This window comes from Cupriavidus sp. BIS7, assembly GCF_000292345.1.
Lineage (GTDB): Bacteria > Pseudomonadota > Gammaproteobacteria > Burkholderiales > Burkholderiaceae > Cupriavidus.
In genome coordinates, this window is sequence record NZ_ALOU01000019.1 from 93676 (window position 1) to 110855 (window position 17180).

Consider the following 17180-nt stretch of genomic DNA (forward strand, 5'->3'; position numbering starts at 1 on the left):
AGAATATCCATCACGGTATCACCCGGCCGCTGCTTCGGCGGTGGCCGGATATGTTCAACATAAGCGGGTAACTGCCTCGACATGGCTTACGATCTAGAAGAACAGGAACAGCTTGAGAGTCTCAAGGCCTGGTGGCAACAGTACGGTAACGCCGTCACCTGGGCGCTGATTGTCATCTTGCTCGCATTTGCGGCCTGGAGCGGCTGGAGCTATTGGCAACGCGTGCAGGCGCGCGATGCCGCGCAGCTGTACGAGCAGGTCACGAAGGCCGCGGAAAGCCGCGATGCGGATCGCGTCAAGCGCGCCGCCACCGACCTTGAAGACAAGTTCGGCCGAACCGCGTATGGCCCGATGAGTGCGCTGGTTGCTGCCAAGGTGCTCTACGATGCCGGCGACCTGGCTGGTGCCAAGACCCAGCTCCAATGGGCGATCGATCATGGCGGCGACGACTACGCACCGCTGGCGCGTGTGCGCCTGGCTGGTGTGCTGCTCGACGAAAAAGCCTATGACCAGGGCCTCGCGCTGCTCAAGGACGAGCCCGCCGCACCGTACCAGGCGCTGTATGCGGATCGCCGCGGGGATCTGCTGGCCGCGCAGGACAAGCGCGACGAAGCGCGCAGCGCGTATCGCACGGCGCTTGACAAACTCGGCAGCGGGGAAGCGGCGATGCGCCAGATCATCCAGTTCAAACTCGACGCGCTGGGCACGGCCTGAGCGGCCCCAGTTCCTCAATAAGGATCGCACCGTATGACGTCATTGCTTCGCGCAGCCGCCTCCCGCACGATTGTTGCGGGTACCTGCCTCGGCCTGCTGGCGGGCTGCTCGCTGTTCAGCAAGGAAAACAAGCATCCGCCCACGGAACTGCAGCCGATTGCCGCGACGCTGTCGGTCAAGCAGGCCTGGAAGGCCGACGTGGGCAAGAGCGGCCCGTATGTGATGGCGCCGGTGGCTTCGGGCAACACGGTCTATGTGTCGTCGAAAGGCGGCACGGTGCTCGCACTCGACGGGGCAACCGGCCAGCCGCGCTGGAAGGCGAAGACCGATCTGGACCTGACCTCGGGCCCCGGCACCGATGGTACGGTCACGGCAGTGGCGGGTGAAAAGGGCGCGATCTACGCGTTCGACGGCAGCGGCAAGCAGATCTGGAAGAAGCAGGTCAACGGCGAGGTGCTGTCGGCCCCGCTGGTTGGCAGTGGCCTCGTGGTGGTGCGTACCACGGACACGCGCCTGATCGGCCTCGATGCGATGACCGGCGAGCGCCGCTGGATCTATCAGCGCACGCAGACGCCGCTGAACCTGCGCGCTGCCATGGGCATGGTGTTCGCCGGCGACGGCATCGTCACCGGGTTCCCGGGCGGCAAGCTCGGCGTGCTGGCACCGTCCAATGGCGCGCTTCGCTGGGAAAGCACTGTGTCGTACCCGAAGGGCGTTTCCGAGATCGAGCGTCTGAATGACGTGACCGGCATGCCGGCGGTCTATGGCCGCCAGGTGTGCGCCACGACGTTCCAGGGCCGCGTGTCGTGCCTGGAACTGGCCAACGGCCAGCCCCAGTGGGGCAAGGATTTTTCCTCGCCTACTGGTCTCACGCAGGATGAGACGTCACTGTTCGCCAGCGACGAAACATCGGCCGTGTATTCGTTCGATCGCCAGAACGGCAATGAGCGCTGGAAGAATACTGACCTGCGCTATCGCGGTCTTGGCGCGCCGCTGGCGGTGGGCCGCTCGGTGGTGGTGGGCGACTACGAAGGCTATGTCCACTTCCTGTCGCGCGAGGATGGCAAGATCCTGGCCCGCATGAAGACCGATGGCAGCGCAGTTGCCGCGGCGCCGGTCATGGCAGGGCAGACGCTGGTCGTACAGACCCGCGATGGTGATATCTACGGCTTTGTGCCGGACTGATCGCCAGCGCACGTAACGCACGCAAGGTCGCCCGTGCCCCTGTCGCACGGGAGGCCTCAATCCGGTAGCATGATCCCTGGTCGTGCCAGCAACTGCGGAAGAGGAGCCCGAGGCTCCAGTTCCGCCGACAGGAAAAGCGGCCAGCCGTGCGAGAGCACGGCGGTTGTCGGATCAACATGACTCCGGAACTGCTGGGGGACGGCGCAAGCCGCCCCCTGTTTCCGTTTATTGCATGAAACCAGTTATCGCACTCGTCGGCCGTCCCAATGTGGGCAAGTCGACGCTATTCAATCGCATGACCCGCTCGCGCGACGCACTTGTCGCCGACCTGCCGGGCCTGACGCGGGACCGCCATTACGGCGAGGGCCGTATTGGCGATCGTCCATTCATCGTCATTGACACGGGGGGCTTCGAGCCCGTGGCCAAGGACGGCATCGTTGCCGAAATGGCGAAGCAGACGCGCCAGGCCGTGGTGGAAGCGGACGTCGTGATTTTCCTCGTCGATGGCCGTCTGGGCCTTGCGCCGCAGGACCGTGTCATTGCCGACTACCTGCGCAAGACCGGCCGCCGCGTGATGCTGGCAGTCAACAAGGCCGAAGGCATGAAATACACCGCAGTGGCGGCGGATTTCTATGAACTCGGCATGGGTGATCCGTACGCGATCTCGTCGACACACGGCGACGGCGTGAGCGAACTCGTCGACGAGGCGCTCGACCTCGCCGTTCAGGAGCGTCCGGAACTGGCCGAACAGGAAGATGGCGGCCAGCGCGGCACCAAGATCGCCATCGTGGGGCGTCCGAACGTCGGCAAGTCTACGCTCGTGAACACCCTGATCGGCGAAGAGCGCGTGATCGCGTTCGACATGCCGGGCACCACGCGGGACGCCATCTATGTGGAGTTCGAGCGTGGTGGCAAGCCGTACACCCTGATCGACACGGCCGGGCTGCGCAAACGCGGCAAGGTGTTCGAGGCGATCGAGAAATTCTCGGTGGTCAAGACGCTGCAATCGATCGCGGATGCCAACGTGGTCGTGCTGCTGCTGGACGCCCAGCAAGATATTTCCGAGCAGGATGCCCATATCGCCGGGTTTATCGTCGAGTCGGGCAGGGCGCTCGTGGTCGGCGTGAACAAGTGGGATGGCCTCGACGGTCACTCGCGCGACCGCGTCAAGCACGATCTGGAGCGCAAGCTGCAGTTCCTGAACTTCGCGAACTTCCACTTTGTGTCAGCGCGCGAGAGCACCGGCATCGGCGCGCTGCTGCGCTCGGTCGATGACGCGTACGCCGCAGCGATGGTCAAGCTCCCGACGCCGCAGCTTACGCGCGTGCTGAGTGAAGCGGTGGAGTTCCAGCAGCCAAAGCGCGTGGGCATGTCGCGCCCGAAATTGCGCTATGCGCACCAGGGTGGTTCGAATCCGCCGATCATCGTGGTGCACGGCAATGCGCTGTCAGGGGTGACCGAAGCGTACCGGCGTTACCTCGAAAACCGCTTCCGGACGGCCTTCAAGCTCAAGGGAACACCGCTGCGCATCGAATTTCGTACGAACAAAAACCCGTACGCCGAATCGAAGGATTGAGCCGGGCAAGCGGCATTCCTGGCGGCCAAGTTTCGTTTGCGTTCGTTTGGAACTGCAGCTAAATTCACGGTAGCGGGGGAAACCCTGCACGTTGATGCCAGCTTGGTACCGTTTTTTGACTTTTTTCCGGCGCGATCTTGCGCCAACTGACTTGAACCGGGGATTTTCGTCCCCATGATCTACCACTAAATCTATAAATTTGGAGTGTGCCATGAGCAACAAAGGGCAATTGCTACAAGACCCGTTCCTGAACGCGCTGCGCAAAGAGCACGTGCCGGTTTCCATCTACCTCGTCAATGGCATCAAGCTGCAAGGCAATATCGAGTCGTTCGATCAGTACGTGGTCCTGCTGCGCAACACCGTGACGCAGATGGTCTACAAGCATGCGATTTCCACCGTCGTGCCCGCGCGCGCCGTCAATTTCCGCGTGGATGACGCTTCCGAGAGCTGATCTTTCCTCTCCCGCCGGCGGCCGCATCAGTGTGCGGCCGTCGTGCTGCGTGTCCCGGCTCACGGGCCGTCCTCCTCGTCCTGAACGGACGAAACCATCCGCCGCCTCCCGATCGCAATCCCGCACGACCCCGAGCCACTCGGCATCAGGGCGCGACAGGCAGCATTGCCAGCGCGGTCAGATCTAGTCTTAACAACGAATCCTCCGGCGCTTCGCGTCCTCCCGCTTGCAACCCAGAGCCACCTCCCAGACCGAACCGAGCCGCGCCATCCTTGTGGGCGTCGATTTCGGCAAGCATGATTTTCAGGAAAGCCTGTCCGAACTGGCGCTGCTGACCAGCACGGCTGGTTCGCTGCCTGTTCACACGCTGACGGGCAAGCGTTCGCGTCCGGACCCGGCACTGTTTATTGGTTCGGGCAAGGCGGAGGAACTTCGCCAGGCGGCGGATGCGCTGGACGCTGACGTGGTGGTGTTCAACCACGCGCTGAGTCCGGCTCAGCAGCGTAACCTCGAGCGCTTCCTGAATCGTCATGTGATCGATCGAACGGGCCTGATTCTCGATATCTTCGGCCAGCGTGCGCAGAGTCACGTGGGCAAGGTTCAGGTGGAACTGGCGCAGGTGCAATACCAGGCGTCACGTCTGGTTCGCGCGTGGAGCCACCTGGAGCGGCAGAAGGGCGGTATCGGCATGCGCGGCGGCCCGGGCGAGCGCCAGCTCGAACTTGACCGCCGGATGCTTGATGACCGCGCCAAGCGGCTCAAGGCCGATCTGGCGCGCTTGCAGCGCCAGCACCATACGCAACGACGTGCACGCGCGCGCAACGATACGCTGAGCATTTCGCTCGTCGGCTACACCAACGCTGGCAAATCGACGCTGTTCAACGCATTGACCAAGGCGCGCGCCTACGCGGCGGACCAATTGTTCGCCACGCTCGACACCACGTCGCGCCGCCTGTTTCTCGACGGCCTCGGCAATGTGGTGCTGTCGGATACGGTCGGCTTCATCCGTGACCTGCCGACGCAGCTCGTGGCGGCGTTTCGTGCCACGCTCGATGAAACCGTCCATGCCGACCTGCTACTGCACGTCGTCGACGCATCGAGCCCGGTGCGCCACGAGCAGATCGAGCAGGTCAATCGCGTGCTTGCCGAGATCGACGCGTCCGACATCCCGCAGATCGTGGTGATGAACAAGATCGATGCCGCGCCCGAACTGCTGGAACTGGGCCCGCGCGTCGAGCGCAACGAGGATGGGGTGCCGACGCGCGTGTTCCTGTCTGCCCGCGACGGGCTTGGCCTGGACGGCCTGCGCGAGTCGATCGTGGAGGTGGCGCAGTGGCTGGCGTCGCAGCCCGACGAGCCAGCGCCTTACGATCCACGCCTCGACGGCCTCGCGGCCCCATCGGATAGCGATCCGTGGGATGCCGATGACGAGCCAGAGGTGCGTCACTGAGGCGAATCTGATCGTCATTAGACGAGATTCACAGCCTGATTGGGCATTTTGAGCAAAAGTGATCGAGATGGCTGCTAGAATCCCCCTGTTCCAAACTTCCCGGACCCGTGCTCTTCATGCCCCTGTTCCCTCGGAATCCTGACTCGCACATCGTGCCAGGCAGCCGCGCCCTGCGGTTTGCGCGCTGGCCGCGCCTGCGCGCCATCTTGTCGCTGAATGACCCCCGCTGGGGCCGTAACGGACAGGACGATGAAGACAAGGACAACAGCCGCCAGCAGAATCAGCGCCCGCAGGATGGCCCGCCCGACCTCGATGAGCTCTGGCGCGATTTCAACCGCCGCCTGAACGGCCTGCTTGGCCGCAAGGAAAACGGCGGCGGCGGGCAGGGTTTCGGCACGGGCCAGCGCCCGTCCGGCAAGGGCTCCAATGTCGGCATCGGCGTGATCATCGCGGCGGTGATCGGTATCTGGCTTGCCAGTGGCTTCTTCATGGTGCAGGAAGGGCAGACTGCGGTGATCCTGCAGTTCGGCAAGTTCAAGTACTCGACGGGCCCCGGCATCAACTGGCGCATGCCCTGGCCGATCCAGTCGGCCGAGGTGGTGAACCTGTCGGCAGTGCGTTCGGTGGAAGTGGGCCGTGCCATGTCGATCAAGGACAGCAACCTCAAGGACTCGTCGATGCTGACGCAGGACGAGAACATCATCGATGTCCGTTTCACGGTCCAGTACGACATTCAGGACGCCAGCGATTTCCTGTTCTACAACAAGACCGACCGCGGCGGTGACGAGGAACTCGTGACCCAGGCCGCGGAGACCTCGGTGCGCGAGATTGTTGGCCGCAACAAGATGGACGCGGTGCTCTACGAGAACCGCGAGCAAATCGCGCAGTCGCTGGCCAAGTCGATCCAGTCGATCCTCTCGGCCTACAAGACCGGCATCCGCGTGATTTCGGTCAACGTGCAGAGCGTGCAGCCGCCCGAGCAGGTGCAGGCCGCGTTCGACGACGTGAACAAGGCCAGCCAGGATCGCGAGCGCGCGATCAGTGAAGGCCAGGCCTACGCGAATGACGTGATTCCGCGCGCCAAGGGTACGGCCGCGCGCCTGAAGGAGGAGTCCGAAGCCTATCGCGCCCGCGTGGTCGCGCAGGCCGAGGGCGATTCAGCACGCTTCCGCTCGGTGCAGGCCGAGTACGCCAAGGCGCCGCAGGTCACGCGTGACCGCATCTATCTGGAGACCATGCAGCAGATCTACGCCAATTCGAACAAGATCCTCGTTGACGCCAAGTCGGGCAACAACCTGCTGTACCTGCCGCTGGACAAGCTGATGTCGCAGGTGCAAGGCACGTCGTCCGCCACGTCGCAGACGGTTGCGCCGGGTACGAATGCGCCGCCGGTGCCAGACGCGTCCACGCCGGACATTCGCTCGCGCGAGTCGATGCGCAGCCGTGACCGCGACACGCGCTGAGGAGACCCGTCATGAACCGACTGATTTCCTTTGCAATTGGCCTGTTTGTCCTGCTGGCCGTCGTGTCGTCGATGCTGTTCGTGGTCGACCAGCGCCAGTATGCCGTGGTGTTCGCGTTTGGCGAGATCAAGCAGGTCGTGCGTGAGCCCGGCCTCCATTTCAAGCTGCCGCCTCCGCTGCAGAACGTGATGTTCATGGACCGCCGCCTGCAGACCATTGACGTGGCCGCCAACGAACGTTTCCTGACCGCCGAAAAGAAGTCGATGGTGGTGGACTGGTTCGTCAAATGGCGCATCACCGATCCGCGCAAGTTCTTCGTCGCCTTCGGCGGCAACGTGCGTGGCGCGCAGGACCGCATGACACAGCGTATCGATTCCGTGGCGCGCGAGGAGTTCGGCAAGCGCACCGTGGCCGATGTCGTGGCGGGCGAGCGTGAGAAGGTCATGCAGAATATCCGCGCCGGCATGAGCGAGTACGCGCAGTCCGTGGGCGTGGAGATTATCGATGTGCGCCTGAAGCGCGTGGACCTGCTGCCTGCCATCAGCGAGTCGGTCTATCGCCGCATGGAGGCCGAACGCAAGCGCGTGGCCAACGAACTGCGTTCGACGGGCGCCGCGGAAGGTGAGAAAATCCGCGCCGACGCAGATCGCCAGCGTGAAGTGGTGCTGGCGGAGGCCTACCGCGACGCGCAGGTGGTCAAGGGCGAGGGCGATGCCAAGGCCTCGCAGATCTACGCCGAATCGTTCGGCAAGGATCCGAGCTTCGCGCAGTTCTGGCGCAGCATGGAGGCCTACCGGAACACGTTCCGTGACAAGGGCAACGTAATGGTGCTGGAGCCCAATTCGGACTTCTTCCGCTATATGCGTTCGCCCAACGGCGGCGCTGCGCCGGCTGCCTCGGGCGGCAAGAAGTAGCGCGGATGGCGCCTCAGGCGCCTGACTGCGAGAAGCGACCGAACCCCGGGCTTTCCGGGGTTTTGTCCGGCTGGAGGGCGCGAACCGCTCCGGCCCCTGTTTTTGATAGAAGAGATTCCCCATGTCCAACCGCTGGCTCCTGCCCGAAAACATTGCCGACGTCCTGCCGTCGGAAGCGCGCAAGATTGAAGAACTGCGCCGCCGCATGCTGGACCTGTTCCGCACCTATGGCTATGAGCTGGTCATGCCCCCGATGCTCGAGTACCTGGAGTCGCTGCTGACCGGTACCGGCCATGACCTGGATCTGCGTACGCTGAAGCTGGTGGATCAGCTTTCGGGCCGTACGATGGGCCTGCGCGCGGACATTACGCCGCAGGTGGCGCGTATCGATGCCCACTTGCTGAATCGCCCCGGCGTGACACGTCTGTGCTACGCGGGGAACGTGCTCCACGCGCGCCCGGCCGGTTTCCACGCCACGCGCGAGCCCATCCAGATCGGTGCGGAAATCTATGGCCATGCTGGCCTGGAAGCCGATGTGGAGATCCAGGAACTGATGCTGGCCGCGCTTCAGGCGGCCGGGCTCGCCGATATCCGTCTGGACCTGTGCCACGCGGGAATCCTGGAGGCGCTGCTCGCGGCGTTGCCGTCGGTGCGCGATATCGAGGATGCGATGTTTGCCGCGCTGGAGACCAAGGACGTGCCGGCCTTGCGCGAGCTGACCCGCGGCCTGCCCGAGACCGAACGTGATGCGCTGCTGGCACTGCCCACGCTCTACGGCGGTGTCGAGGTGATCGAACGCGCGCGCGCCACGCTGCCGGCCAGCCCGGCCATCGGCCGTGCGCTGGACGAGTTGGCCGCGCTGGCCGCACAGGTGAGCGGCGCAAGCGTGAATATCGACCTTTCCGATTTGCGCGGTTACCACTATCACAGCGGCGTGATGTTCACGGCCTATGTTTCTGGTTTGCCCAACTACGTGGCGCGCGGCGGCCGTTACGACAAGGTGGGCGAAGCCTTCGGGCGCGCCCGTCCTGCTACCGGCTTCTCGCTGGACCTGCGCGAGGTGGCCGCGCTGTCGCCGGTGGAGGTGCGCGCCCATGCCATCTTCGCGCCTTGGGACGCCGATCCTGCGCTGCGCTCGGCCATTGTCGCGCTGCGCGCCAAGGGCGAGATCGTCATCCAGTCGCTCCCCGGCCATGCGCGCGATCTCGACGAGTTCAATTGCGACCGCCAACTGCAGCGTCAGGGCGATACCTGGGCGGTTGTGCCTCGCTGAAAATACCCGGCCGGCAGTTTGTGTCGGCCGCTATCCGTGCTCTCAAATGGCGTTTGATGCCCGTGGTGGTCTGTGATCGCCCGGAAGGGGCAACAAACGTCTGTCATACGGGTGCCCGAAAACCGGGAACCGTCCGGCAACGAGAGTAGAATACGTTTTTAACCTTCTGACCAATTCAACATGTCCGCATCCGCAGTAGGCCAGGGACGCAATGTCGTCGTGATCGGAACCCAGTGGGGTGACGAAGGCAAAGGGAAAATCGTCGATTGGCTTACCGATCATGCAAAAGGCGTGGTGCGGTTCCAGGGCGGCCACAACGCCGGCCACACGCTTATCATCGGCGGCAAGAAGACCATCCTGCGACTGATTCCGTCGGGGATCATGCGCGAGAGCACCGTCTGCTATATCGGCAATGGTGTGGTGCTGTCGCCCGAGGCGCTGTTCCGGGAGATCGAGGAACTCGAGGCTGCCGGCCTGCAGGTGCAGAACCGCCTGCGCATTTCGGAAGCCACCACGCTGATCCTGCCGTACCACGTAGCCATCGACAAGGCACGTGAGGCCCGCCGCGGCGCCGCCAAGATCGGCACCACGGGTCGCGGTATCGGTCCCGCTTACGAAGACAAGGTTGCGCGCCGTGCGCTGCGCGTGCAGGACCTGTTCGATCCCGAGCATTTCGCCGAACGCCTGCGCGAGAACGTTGAATTCCACAACTTCATGCTGACCCAGTACCTCGGCGCCGAAGCCGTGGACTACCAGCAGATCCTCGACGAGATGCTGGCCTACGCGCCGCGTCTGAAGCCGATGGTGGCCGATGTGTCGGCCGAGCTGTACGCGGTGAATGCATCGGGTGGCAATCTGATGTTCGAAGGTGCGCAAGGCACGCTGCTCGACGTCGATCACGGCACCTATCCGTACGTGACCTCGAGCAACTGCGTGGCTGGTGCCGCCGCAGCGGGTGCGGGCGTTGGCCCGGGCCGCCTGAACTACATCCTTGGCATCACCAAGGCGTACTGCACGCGCGTAGGTTCGGGTCCGTTCCCGAGCGAACTGTACGACAACGACAACCCGGCCCGTCAGGACGCGGTTGGCGTGCGTCTGGCTAACGTCGGCAAGGAGTTCGGCTCCGTGACCGGCCGTCCGCGCCGTACTGGCTGGCTTGATGCCGCCGCGCTGAAGCGTTCGGTGCAGATCAATGGTGTGTCGGGCCTGTGCATGACCAAGCTCGACGTGCTGGATGGCCTCGAAACGATCAACCTGTGCGTCGGCTATGAACTGGACGGCAAGCGCGTGGACATCCTTCCGCGCGGCTCGGATGCCGTGGCGGCCTGCAAGCCGATCTACGAGGAGTTCCCGGGCTGGAATGAATCGACGTTCGGCGTGAAGACCTGGGATGCACTGCCGGAAGCGGCGCGTGTCTACCTGAAGCGAATCGAGGAAGTGGTCGGCATTCCGATCGACATGGTCTCGACCGGTCCGGACCGTGACGAGACGATTCTGTTGCGCCATCCGTACCAGATCGCCTGATTTGTCTGTAGTACCCAGTGAGCATGACCGTGGTGCCATGAGCGCCGCGGCCTCACGACAAGCCTTCGGCCCGCGACATGCGGGCCGATGCTTTATCTATTGGTCACTGACCCAGAGAAAAGAAAAGACGCCATGAACCTGCCAACCAATGATGACGAGAACCTTTGGGTCTCGTGGGACGAATATCACCGCCTGATTGCACGCCTGGCGATGAACGTGCATGAGTCGGGCTGGAAATTCGACAAGATCCTGTGCCTGGCGCGTGGCGGCCTGCGTGTGGGCGACCAGATGTCGCGTATTTTCGATGTGCCGCTGGCGATCCTGGCTACCAGCTCGTACCGCGAGGCCGCGGGCACGCAGCAGGGTGATCTCGATATCGCGCAATACATCACGATGACGCGCGGCGAGCTGTCCGGCAAGATCCTGCTGGTGGACGACCTCGTCGATTCGGGCGTCACGCTTGAGCGAGTGGGGCGCCACCTGAAGGAGCGTTACCCCGCGGTGACCGATGTGCGGTCGGCCGTGCTCTGGTACAAGGCTTGCTCGAAGGTGAAGCCTGATTACCACGTGACGTTCCTGCCGTCGAATCCCTGGATTCACCAGCCGTTCGAAGAGTACGACACGCTGCGCCCCCACAACCTGGCAGCCTGGCTCAAGCGCGGCAAGCGCGCCGGCCTGCCGGAAGACGATTCGGCAGCTTAAGCCTGCCTGCTTGTGTCCCCTCTCTCGCAAATGAGAGAGGGGAGATCGCCGTCAGGCGAGTCAATGTCAGGCGAATCAATAGCCGACCGTAAACCGCTCCCGGACATGCATCGGCCGCTCGACTTCATCGAGCATCGCAATCGCATAGTCCTCCATCGAGATCCAGCTCTTGCCGTTCGCATCGACGAGCAGATCGTCCTTGCCAAGGCGGAATTTGCCGGTCCGATCGCCCGGCGTGAACAGTGCCGACGGCGACAGGAATTCCCAGTCAAGCTGCGATTCGCGCTGCAGTGCGTTCAGGAAATCGCGGCCAGCAGACGCTTCGGCCTTGTAGAGATCCGGAAACTCGGGGGTATCCACGAGCTGCACGCCGGGCGCCACGTAAAGACTGCCGGCGCCGCCCACCACCAGCAGGCGCTTGATCTGCGCTGCCTTGACCGCATCTGCGATCTGGGTGGCCGTTGTCTGCAGGAAGCGGACGGTGCTGATGACAACATCGTTGCCGCGCAGCGCGTCGGCCAGTGCCTTGGCGTCAGCGACATCCACATCACGTGTGGTGACGCCGTCACGGGTCTGCAGTCTGGAGGCCTGGCGCGCGAGTGCGGTGACGCTATGTCCGCGGCGCAGTGCTTCCTCGGTCAGGCGGGTGCCTACATTGCCGGTGGCACCGATGATGGCGATCTTCATGGTCGTATCCTTTGTGTCGAAATCGATATGAAACCGGTGTGGTTACATATCAGGGTAAAAAAATTCAGCGCTTGCGGCGCCGGGCGGCATGCTCGACTTCGCCGAGCATGCTGGCAATCGTGATTTCCGCGAGTGTGGCGTCCATGGCCGCTTGCGCGCGATCGGCAACCGTCCGCAGGGCGCCCGTGATCTCGCGACCAACCAGGCAGGCCGGATTTGGCGCGCTCTGGTGCAGGGTGATCAGTGCCGTGGTCTCCGTGGTGCGGAATACCTCAAGCAGCGTGATCTGGCTGGCAGGCCGCGCCAACATCGCACCGCCCGTGCTGCCCATCGTCGTGGTGACGAAGCCGGCTTCGGTCAAGGCGCCGATCATGCGCCGGATCAGTGCGGGATTGGTACCCACGCTGCCTGCAATCATCGACGACGGCACAGGGCCCTCGGCCTGCGCGAGCAGGGTGAGGATGTGAACGGCGACGGCGAATCGGCTACTCGTGCTCATGCGGAAATCTCAATGTGAAACTATGGTAGTTACAGATGGCCGGCACGTCAAGCGGGGAGTTGAGCTGACGGCCGCGAGTTTTTCGTGATGGATGCCACGAAGGTGGCGAGATAATGCCGGAATCGGCACTGAAACTGATACACTCATCCACGGCTTTGAGTGAGCCGTAGAGAATCAACAAGGCAGAGAGGAACGAGATTTGAAGGATTCAGCGACGCAAAAACAAAAAACCCGCAACTTGCGTTGCGGGTTCGTTGCTGAATCTTGGTGCCCAGGAGAGGACTCGGTCACCCAGGCGCGACCCCGGGCTGCGCTTGCAAGCGCGGCCTGTTCTCGTCCTCGCGAAAAGTCCTCAAGGACTTTTCTTCCTGGGCTAAGAAATGCGAAAGGCCCGCAATTTGCGGGCCTTTCAGGGTATGGTGCCCAGAAGAGGACTCGAACCTCCACAGTGTTGCCACCGCTAGGACCTGAACCTAGTGCGTCTACCAATTCCGCCACCTGGGCAGGTGTCGAAACAACCGAAGCGGCCATTATAGCGACCGTAAAACGTTTGTCAAATAGTTTCGAGAAAAATTGAATCAGAACAACTATCCGATCCCCAGCCGGGAAGAAATCCTCGGCGTACTGAGAACATCGGGGTCGCCCCTGTCGGCCGGCGATATCGCCAAGGCCCTGGCCGTCACGCGCAAGGAGCATGACGGTTTTCAGAAACGGCTTGCCGCCATGGAGCGCGACGGCCAGATTGAACTCAATCGCAAGGGCCGCTACGAGCTGGCCCATCAACCCAATTTCGTGATTGGCCGCGTGCAGGGCCATCGTGACGGCTTCGGTTTCCTGATCCGCGACGACGGCGAGGACGACATCTTCCTGCCCGAGCGCGAGCTTCAGAAGGCGATGCACAACGATCGCGCGCAGGTGCGCGTGGTTGGCTACGATCGCCGCGGCCGTCCGGAAGGGCAGATCGTCGAGATCGTCGAGCGCGCCAATCGCTACGTGATTGGCCGCCTGCTGTCGGAGAACGGCGTGCTTGTGGTGGCGCCGGAGGACAAGCGCATCGGCCAGGACATCCTGATTCCGCCGAAGGCGCAAGGCAAGGCACGTGTGGGGCAGGTGGTCAGCGTAGAGCTGATCGAATGGCCCGATCGCTATGTGCAGCCAGTGGGCCGCGTGATCGAGGTGCTTGGCGACATTGACGATCCCGGCATGGAGATCGAGATCGCCGTGCGCAAGTATGGCGTGCCGCACCAGTTTTCCCCTGCGGCCGCGAAGGAAGCCCAGGCGCTGCCCGACGAGGTGCGCCAGGCCGATCTCGATCATCGCATCGACCTGCGCGATGTTCCGCTGGTCACCATCGACGGTGAGGATGCGCGCGACTTCGACGATGCCGTCTATTGCGAGCCGGTCAAGCTTGGCCGCACCAAGGGCTGGCGACTGGTCGTGGCGATTGCCGACGTATCGCACTATGTGCGTCCCGGCACGCCACTTGATGCCGATGCGCTCGACCGCGCCACGTCGGTCTACTTCCCGCGCCGCGTGATTCCGATGCTGCCGGAGAAGCTGTCGAACGGCCTGTGCTCGCTGAACCCCAACGTAGACCGCCTGTGCATGGTCTGCGATGCAGTGATCACGGCCAAGGGCGAACTCAAGGCATACCAGTTCTACCCGGCCGTGATGCACTCGTCCGCGCGCCTGACCTACAACGAGGTCTGGTCCGTCCTGTCGAACACCAAGGGCCCCGAAGCCCACAAGCGCGCGGAGCTGGTGCCGCACCTGCAGAACCTGTATGAGCTGTTCCAGGTCCTGCTGAAGGCCCGTCGTGCGCGCGGTGCGATCGACTTCGATACCACCGAGACCTACATCGTGTGCAATGCGCAGGGCAAGATCGAGCAGATCCTGCCGCGCACGCGTAACGACGCCCACCGCCTGATCGAGGAATGCATGCTGACGGCCAACGTCTGCGCGGCCGATTTCCTCGAGCGCTTCAAGCATCCGGCGCTGTACCGTATCCACGCGGGCCCGAGCGAAGAAAAGCTCAAGAACCTGCGCGAGTTCCTCAAGACCGCGGGTCTTTCGCTCGGCGGCGGTGACAAGCCGCAGGCGTCCGACTATGCCGAGGTCATGGACAAGATCAAGTCGCGGCCCGATGCGCCGATGCTGCAGACGATGCTGCTGCGCTCGATGCAGCAGGCGGTCTACAGTCCGGACAACATCGGCCACTTCGGCCTGTCTTACGAGGCCTACGCGCACTTCACGAGCCCGATCCGGCGCTATCCCGACCTGCTCGTGCACCGTTCGATCAAGGCGATCCTGGCACACAAGAAGTACCAGCCGGCCTTTATCCAGGGCACCGAGCTCAACACGCAGATCTCGCCGAAGGCGCGCCGTATGCAGGCCGCCGATGCCGCGAAGCGCGCCGAGAACGTTGCCGCGCGTGCCAAGCGCAATGAAGGCGTCTGGGATGAACTGGGGCTGCATTGCTCGGCCAACGAGCGCCGCGCCGACGAGGCGTCGCGCGATGTCGAGGCCTGGCTCAAGTGCTATTTCATGCGCGACAAGCTTGGCAGCGACTACGCGGGGACAATCAGTGCCGTGACGTCGTTCGGTATCTTCGTGCAGCTCGATGAGTTGTACGTGGAAGGCCTTGTCCATGTGACCGAGCTCGGCAGCGACTACTTCCAGTACGACGAGGCGCGCAACGAACTGCGTGGCGAGCGCACCGGCATCCGCTACAGGCTGACCGATCGCGTGCGTGTGCAGGTCTCGCGCGTCGACCTCGATGCCCGGAAGATCGACTTCCGCCTGGTGCAGGAGCCGTCGGCCAAGACGCTGCGCGCCCGCGCGGGCGTTGGCGAACAGCCGCACGTGCCTGCCGCCCACGCGGTGCCGGCGCGCAAGAAGGGCCGCCAGCTCGCGGCGCTGCTCGGTGGCACGTCGAAACCCGAGGAATCGTTCGACGAGACGCTTGACCGCGTGATCGAAGAGCAACCGGTGTTCGAAGCGGTCATCACGCCGGTCAAGCCGCGCGAAGCCCATGTCGGTCATGCGCCGCATGGCCGCGCCCCGGCGAAGAAGTCGCCAACCGGCAAGCCTGCCAAGCATGCGGCCAAACCGAAGCCCTCGCACCTGAAGGCCGCCAAGCAGTCGGCGGGCAAGCGGGCGGCGAAGCCGGCCGGCAAGAGCGCGCGCCCGGCACGCAAGCGTTAAGCCGGCGCGTTTGAAGTTGGCCATGGCGAGTACAATGCGCGCCATGGCCAAACACAAACTCCTGATCGGCTTTCACGCCGTCAACGCACGCCTGCGCCAGAACGCGCAGAGCGTGTCCGATATCTACATTGAAGCGAACCGCAAGGACCGGCGCATGCAGGACTTCATCCGCCTGGCGGAAAGTCTTGGCGTGACGCTGCATCCGGTGGATGCCGAGCGCCTGCGCGGCATGGCTGGCACCGATCGCCACCAGGGTGTGGTGGCACGTGCCGAAGACGTTTCTCTCGCGCTCAATCTCGACGAACTCCTCGATGGCATCGAAGGCACGCCGCTGCTGCTCGTGCTTGATGGCGTCACTGATCCGCACAACCTCGGCGCCTGCCTGCGTGTGGCCGACGGCGCGGGTGCCCATGCGGTGATCGCGCCGAAGGACCGTAGCGTGGGGCTCAATGCCACCGTGGCGAAGGTTGCCAGCGGCGCGGCCGAGACCGTGCCATACATCACCGTGACCAACCTTGCCCGCACGCTGCGTGAACTGCAGGAGCGGGGCGTCTGGGTGATCGGCACTGCCGACGGCACTGAGAAGGCGCTGTATGACATCGACCTGAAGGGGCCGACCGCCATCGTCATGGGCGCGGAAGGCGAGGGCATGCGCCGCCTGACGCGCGAAACTTGCGACGAGCTGGTAGCCATTCCGATGGCTGGCGGGGTGGAAAGCCTGAACGTATCGGTGGCCAGCGGTGTGTGCCTGTACGAAGCGGTGCGCCAGCGCCGGCTGCCGCGCTGACCATGGAAAATGCCGCCCTGTCTTTGGCGCGTGGCTGGATCGCAGACGCGCGCCAGATCTTCGTGCTGACCGGGGCGGGGATTTCCGCCGAATCGGGCGTTCCAACGTTCCGTGACGCGCTGACCGGCCTCTGGGCGCGCTTCGATCCCGAAGAGCTGGCCACCGAGGAAGCGTACCGGCGCCAGCCGGCGCTCGTGTGGCAGTGGTATCAGCATCGGCGCGAACTGGTGTCGGCGGCGCAGCCGAATCCGGCGCACTATGCGCTGGCGGCGCTTGCCCGGCAGAAGTCGATCACGCTCGTTACGCAGAATATCGACGGCCTGCATCAGCACGCGGGCAGCGAGCACGTGGTGGAACTGCACGGCAACCTGTTTGCCAACAAATGGCTCGACGGCTGCGGCCGCTGCGATACCGTGCCGCCAATTCCCGGCGATCCGCCCCATTGCGCGCTGTGTGGCGCGATGATGCGTCCCGGCGTGGTGTGGTTTGGCGAGGATCTGCCACGCGTGGCGCGCTTTCGCGCCGATCATGCGGCCGAGACCTGCGATCTGTGTCTCGTTGTGGGAACGTCGGGACTGGTCTATCCGGCTGCGGCGCTGCCGGGTGTGGCGAAGGAGATCGGCGCCCGGGTGATCGTCGTGAATACGCAGCCGTCTGCGCTGGATGAAACGGCGGATCTGGTGCTGTCCGCGCCGGCGGGAGAATGCCTGCCTATGCTGTGGCAGCAGGAAGGGGCTTGAACGCCTGATGG

The 17180-nt window shown here is 63.8% G+C and carries 15 protein-coding genes and 1 tRNA gene; 13 read left to right on the top strand and 3 right to left on the bottom strand.

What is annotated here, in order from left to right; translation table 11 throughout:
* Window positions 1-81 precede the first annotated feature (81 nt).
* The 10 genes from B552_RS0106905 (at window position 82) to B552_RS0106950 (ending at window position 11252) form a co-directional block, all read left to right on the top strand.
* A complete protein-coding gene (locus B552_RS0106905) occupies window positions 82-714 on the top strand; it encodes a tetratricopeptide repeat protein (RefSeq protein ID WP_019448271.1) in 633 nt (210 codons plus the stop codon).
* 33 nt (window positions 715-747) lie between these two features.
* Window positions 748-1899, top strand: a complete 1152-nt coding sequence (bamB, locus tag B552_RS0106910; protein ID WP_019448272.1) for an outer membrane protein assembly factor BamB — start codon at window positions 748-750, stop codon at window positions 1897-1899.
* A gap of 232 nt (window positions 1900-2131) precedes the next feature.
* Window positions 2132-3475: a ribosome biogenesis GTPase Der gene (gene der, locus B552_RS0106915; protein ID WP_026035402.1), complete on the top strand. Its 1344-nt coding sequence runs from the start codon at window positions 2132-2134 to the stop codon at window positions 3473-3475.
* Window positions 3476-3686: 211 nt separating this feature from the next.
* On the top strand, window positions 3687-3926 hold the full coding sequence (hfq, locus tag B552_RS0106920; protein WP_019448274.1) for an RNA chaperone Hfq: 240 nt from the start codon (window positions 3687-3689) through the stop codon (window positions 3924-3926).
* A 226-nt stretch (window positions 3927-4152) separates the two neighbouring features.
* Window positions 4153-5376: a GTPase HflX gene (gene hflX, locus B552_RS0106925; RefSeq protein ID WP_026035403.1), complete on the top strand. Its 1224-nt coding sequence runs from the start codon at window positions 4153-4155 to the stop codon at window positions 5374-5376.
* Between the two features lie 116 nt (window positions 5377-5492).
* Complete coding sequence (hflK, locus tag B552_RS0106930) at window positions 5493-6839, top strand: FtsH protease activity modulator HflK (protein ID WP_026035404.1); 1347 nt, start codon at window positions 5493-5495, stop codon at window positions 6837-6839.
* 11 nt (window positions 6840-6850) lie between these two features.
* The gene (hflC, locus tag B552_RS0106935; RefSeq protein ID WP_019448277.1) at window positions 6851-7753 is read left to right on the top strand and encodes a protease modulator HflC; all 903 of its coding nucleotides are present in this window, start codon (window positions 6851-6853) and stop codon (window positions 7751-7753) included.
* Between the two features lie 121 nt (window positions 7754-7874).
* Window positions 7875-9026, top strand: a complete 1152-nt coding sequence (locus B552_RS0106940; RefSeq protein ID WP_019448278.1) for an ATP phosphoribosyltransferase regulatory subunit — start codon at window positions 7875-7877, stop codon at window positions 9024-9026.
* A gap of 180 nt (window positions 9027-9206) precedes the next feature.
* Window positions 9207-10550, top strand: coding sequence for an adenylosuccinate synthase (locus B552_RS0106945; protein WP_019448279.1), 1344 nt, complete (start codon window positions 9207-9209; stop codon window positions 10548-10550).
* A gap of 132 nt (window positions 10551-10682) precedes the next feature.
* Complete coding sequence (locus B552_RS0106950) at window positions 10683-11252, top strand: phosphoribosyltransferase (protein WP_019448280.1); 570 nt, start codon at window positions 10683-10685, stop codon at window positions 11250-11252.
* A gap of 75 nt (window positions 11253-11327) precedes the next feature.
* Here the strand turns inward: B552_RS0106950 and B552_RS0106955 are convergent, their stop codons facing one another.
* From B552_RS0106955 to B552_RS0106965, 3 genes are all read right to left on the bottom strand, one after another.
* On the bottom strand, window positions 11328-11939 hold the full coding sequence (locus tag B552_RS0106955) for an NAD(P)-dependent oxidoreductase (protein WP_019448281.1): 612 nt from the start codon (window positions 11937-11939) through the stop codon (window positions 11328-11330).
* Between the two features lie 64 nt (window positions 11940-12003).
* A complete protein-coding gene (locus tag B552_RS0106960) occupies window positions 12004-12438 on the bottom strand; it encodes an Rrf2 family transcriptional regulator (protein WP_019448282.1) in 435 nt (144 codons plus the stop codon).
* A 417-nt stretch (window positions 12439-12855) separates the two neighbouring features.
* Window positions 12856-12942 (bottom strand) — tRNA-Leu (locus B552_RS0106965).
* A 69-nt stretch (window positions 12943-13011) separates the two neighbouring features.
* Here B552_RS0106965 and rnr point away from each other — a divergent pair.
* The 3 genes from rnr to B552_RS0106980 are packed head-to-tail and all read left to right on the top strand — an operon-like array spanning window position 13012 to window position 17169.
* Window positions 13012-15642 (top strand): ribonuclease R, encoded by a 2631-nt coding sequence (gene rnr / locus B552_RS0106970; RefSeq protein WP_019448283.1) that lies wholly within the window; start codon window positions 13012-13014, stop codon window positions 15640-15642.
* 43 nt (window positions 15643-15685) lie between these two features.
* Window positions 15686-16429, top strand: a complete 744-nt coding sequence (gene rlmB / locus B552_RS0106975) for a 23S rRNA (guanosine(2251)-2'-O)-methyltransferase RlmB (protein WP_026035405.1) — start codon at window positions 15686-15688, stop codon at window positions 16427-16429.
* Window positions 16430-16431: 2 nt separating this feature from the next.
* On the top strand, window positions 16432-17169 hold the full coding sequence (locus B552_RS0106980; protein ID WP_019448285.1) for an NAD-dependent deacylase: 738 nt from the start codon (window positions 16432-16434) through the stop codon (window positions 17167-17169).
* The last annotated feature ends 11 nt before the right edge of the window (window positions 17170-17180 follow it).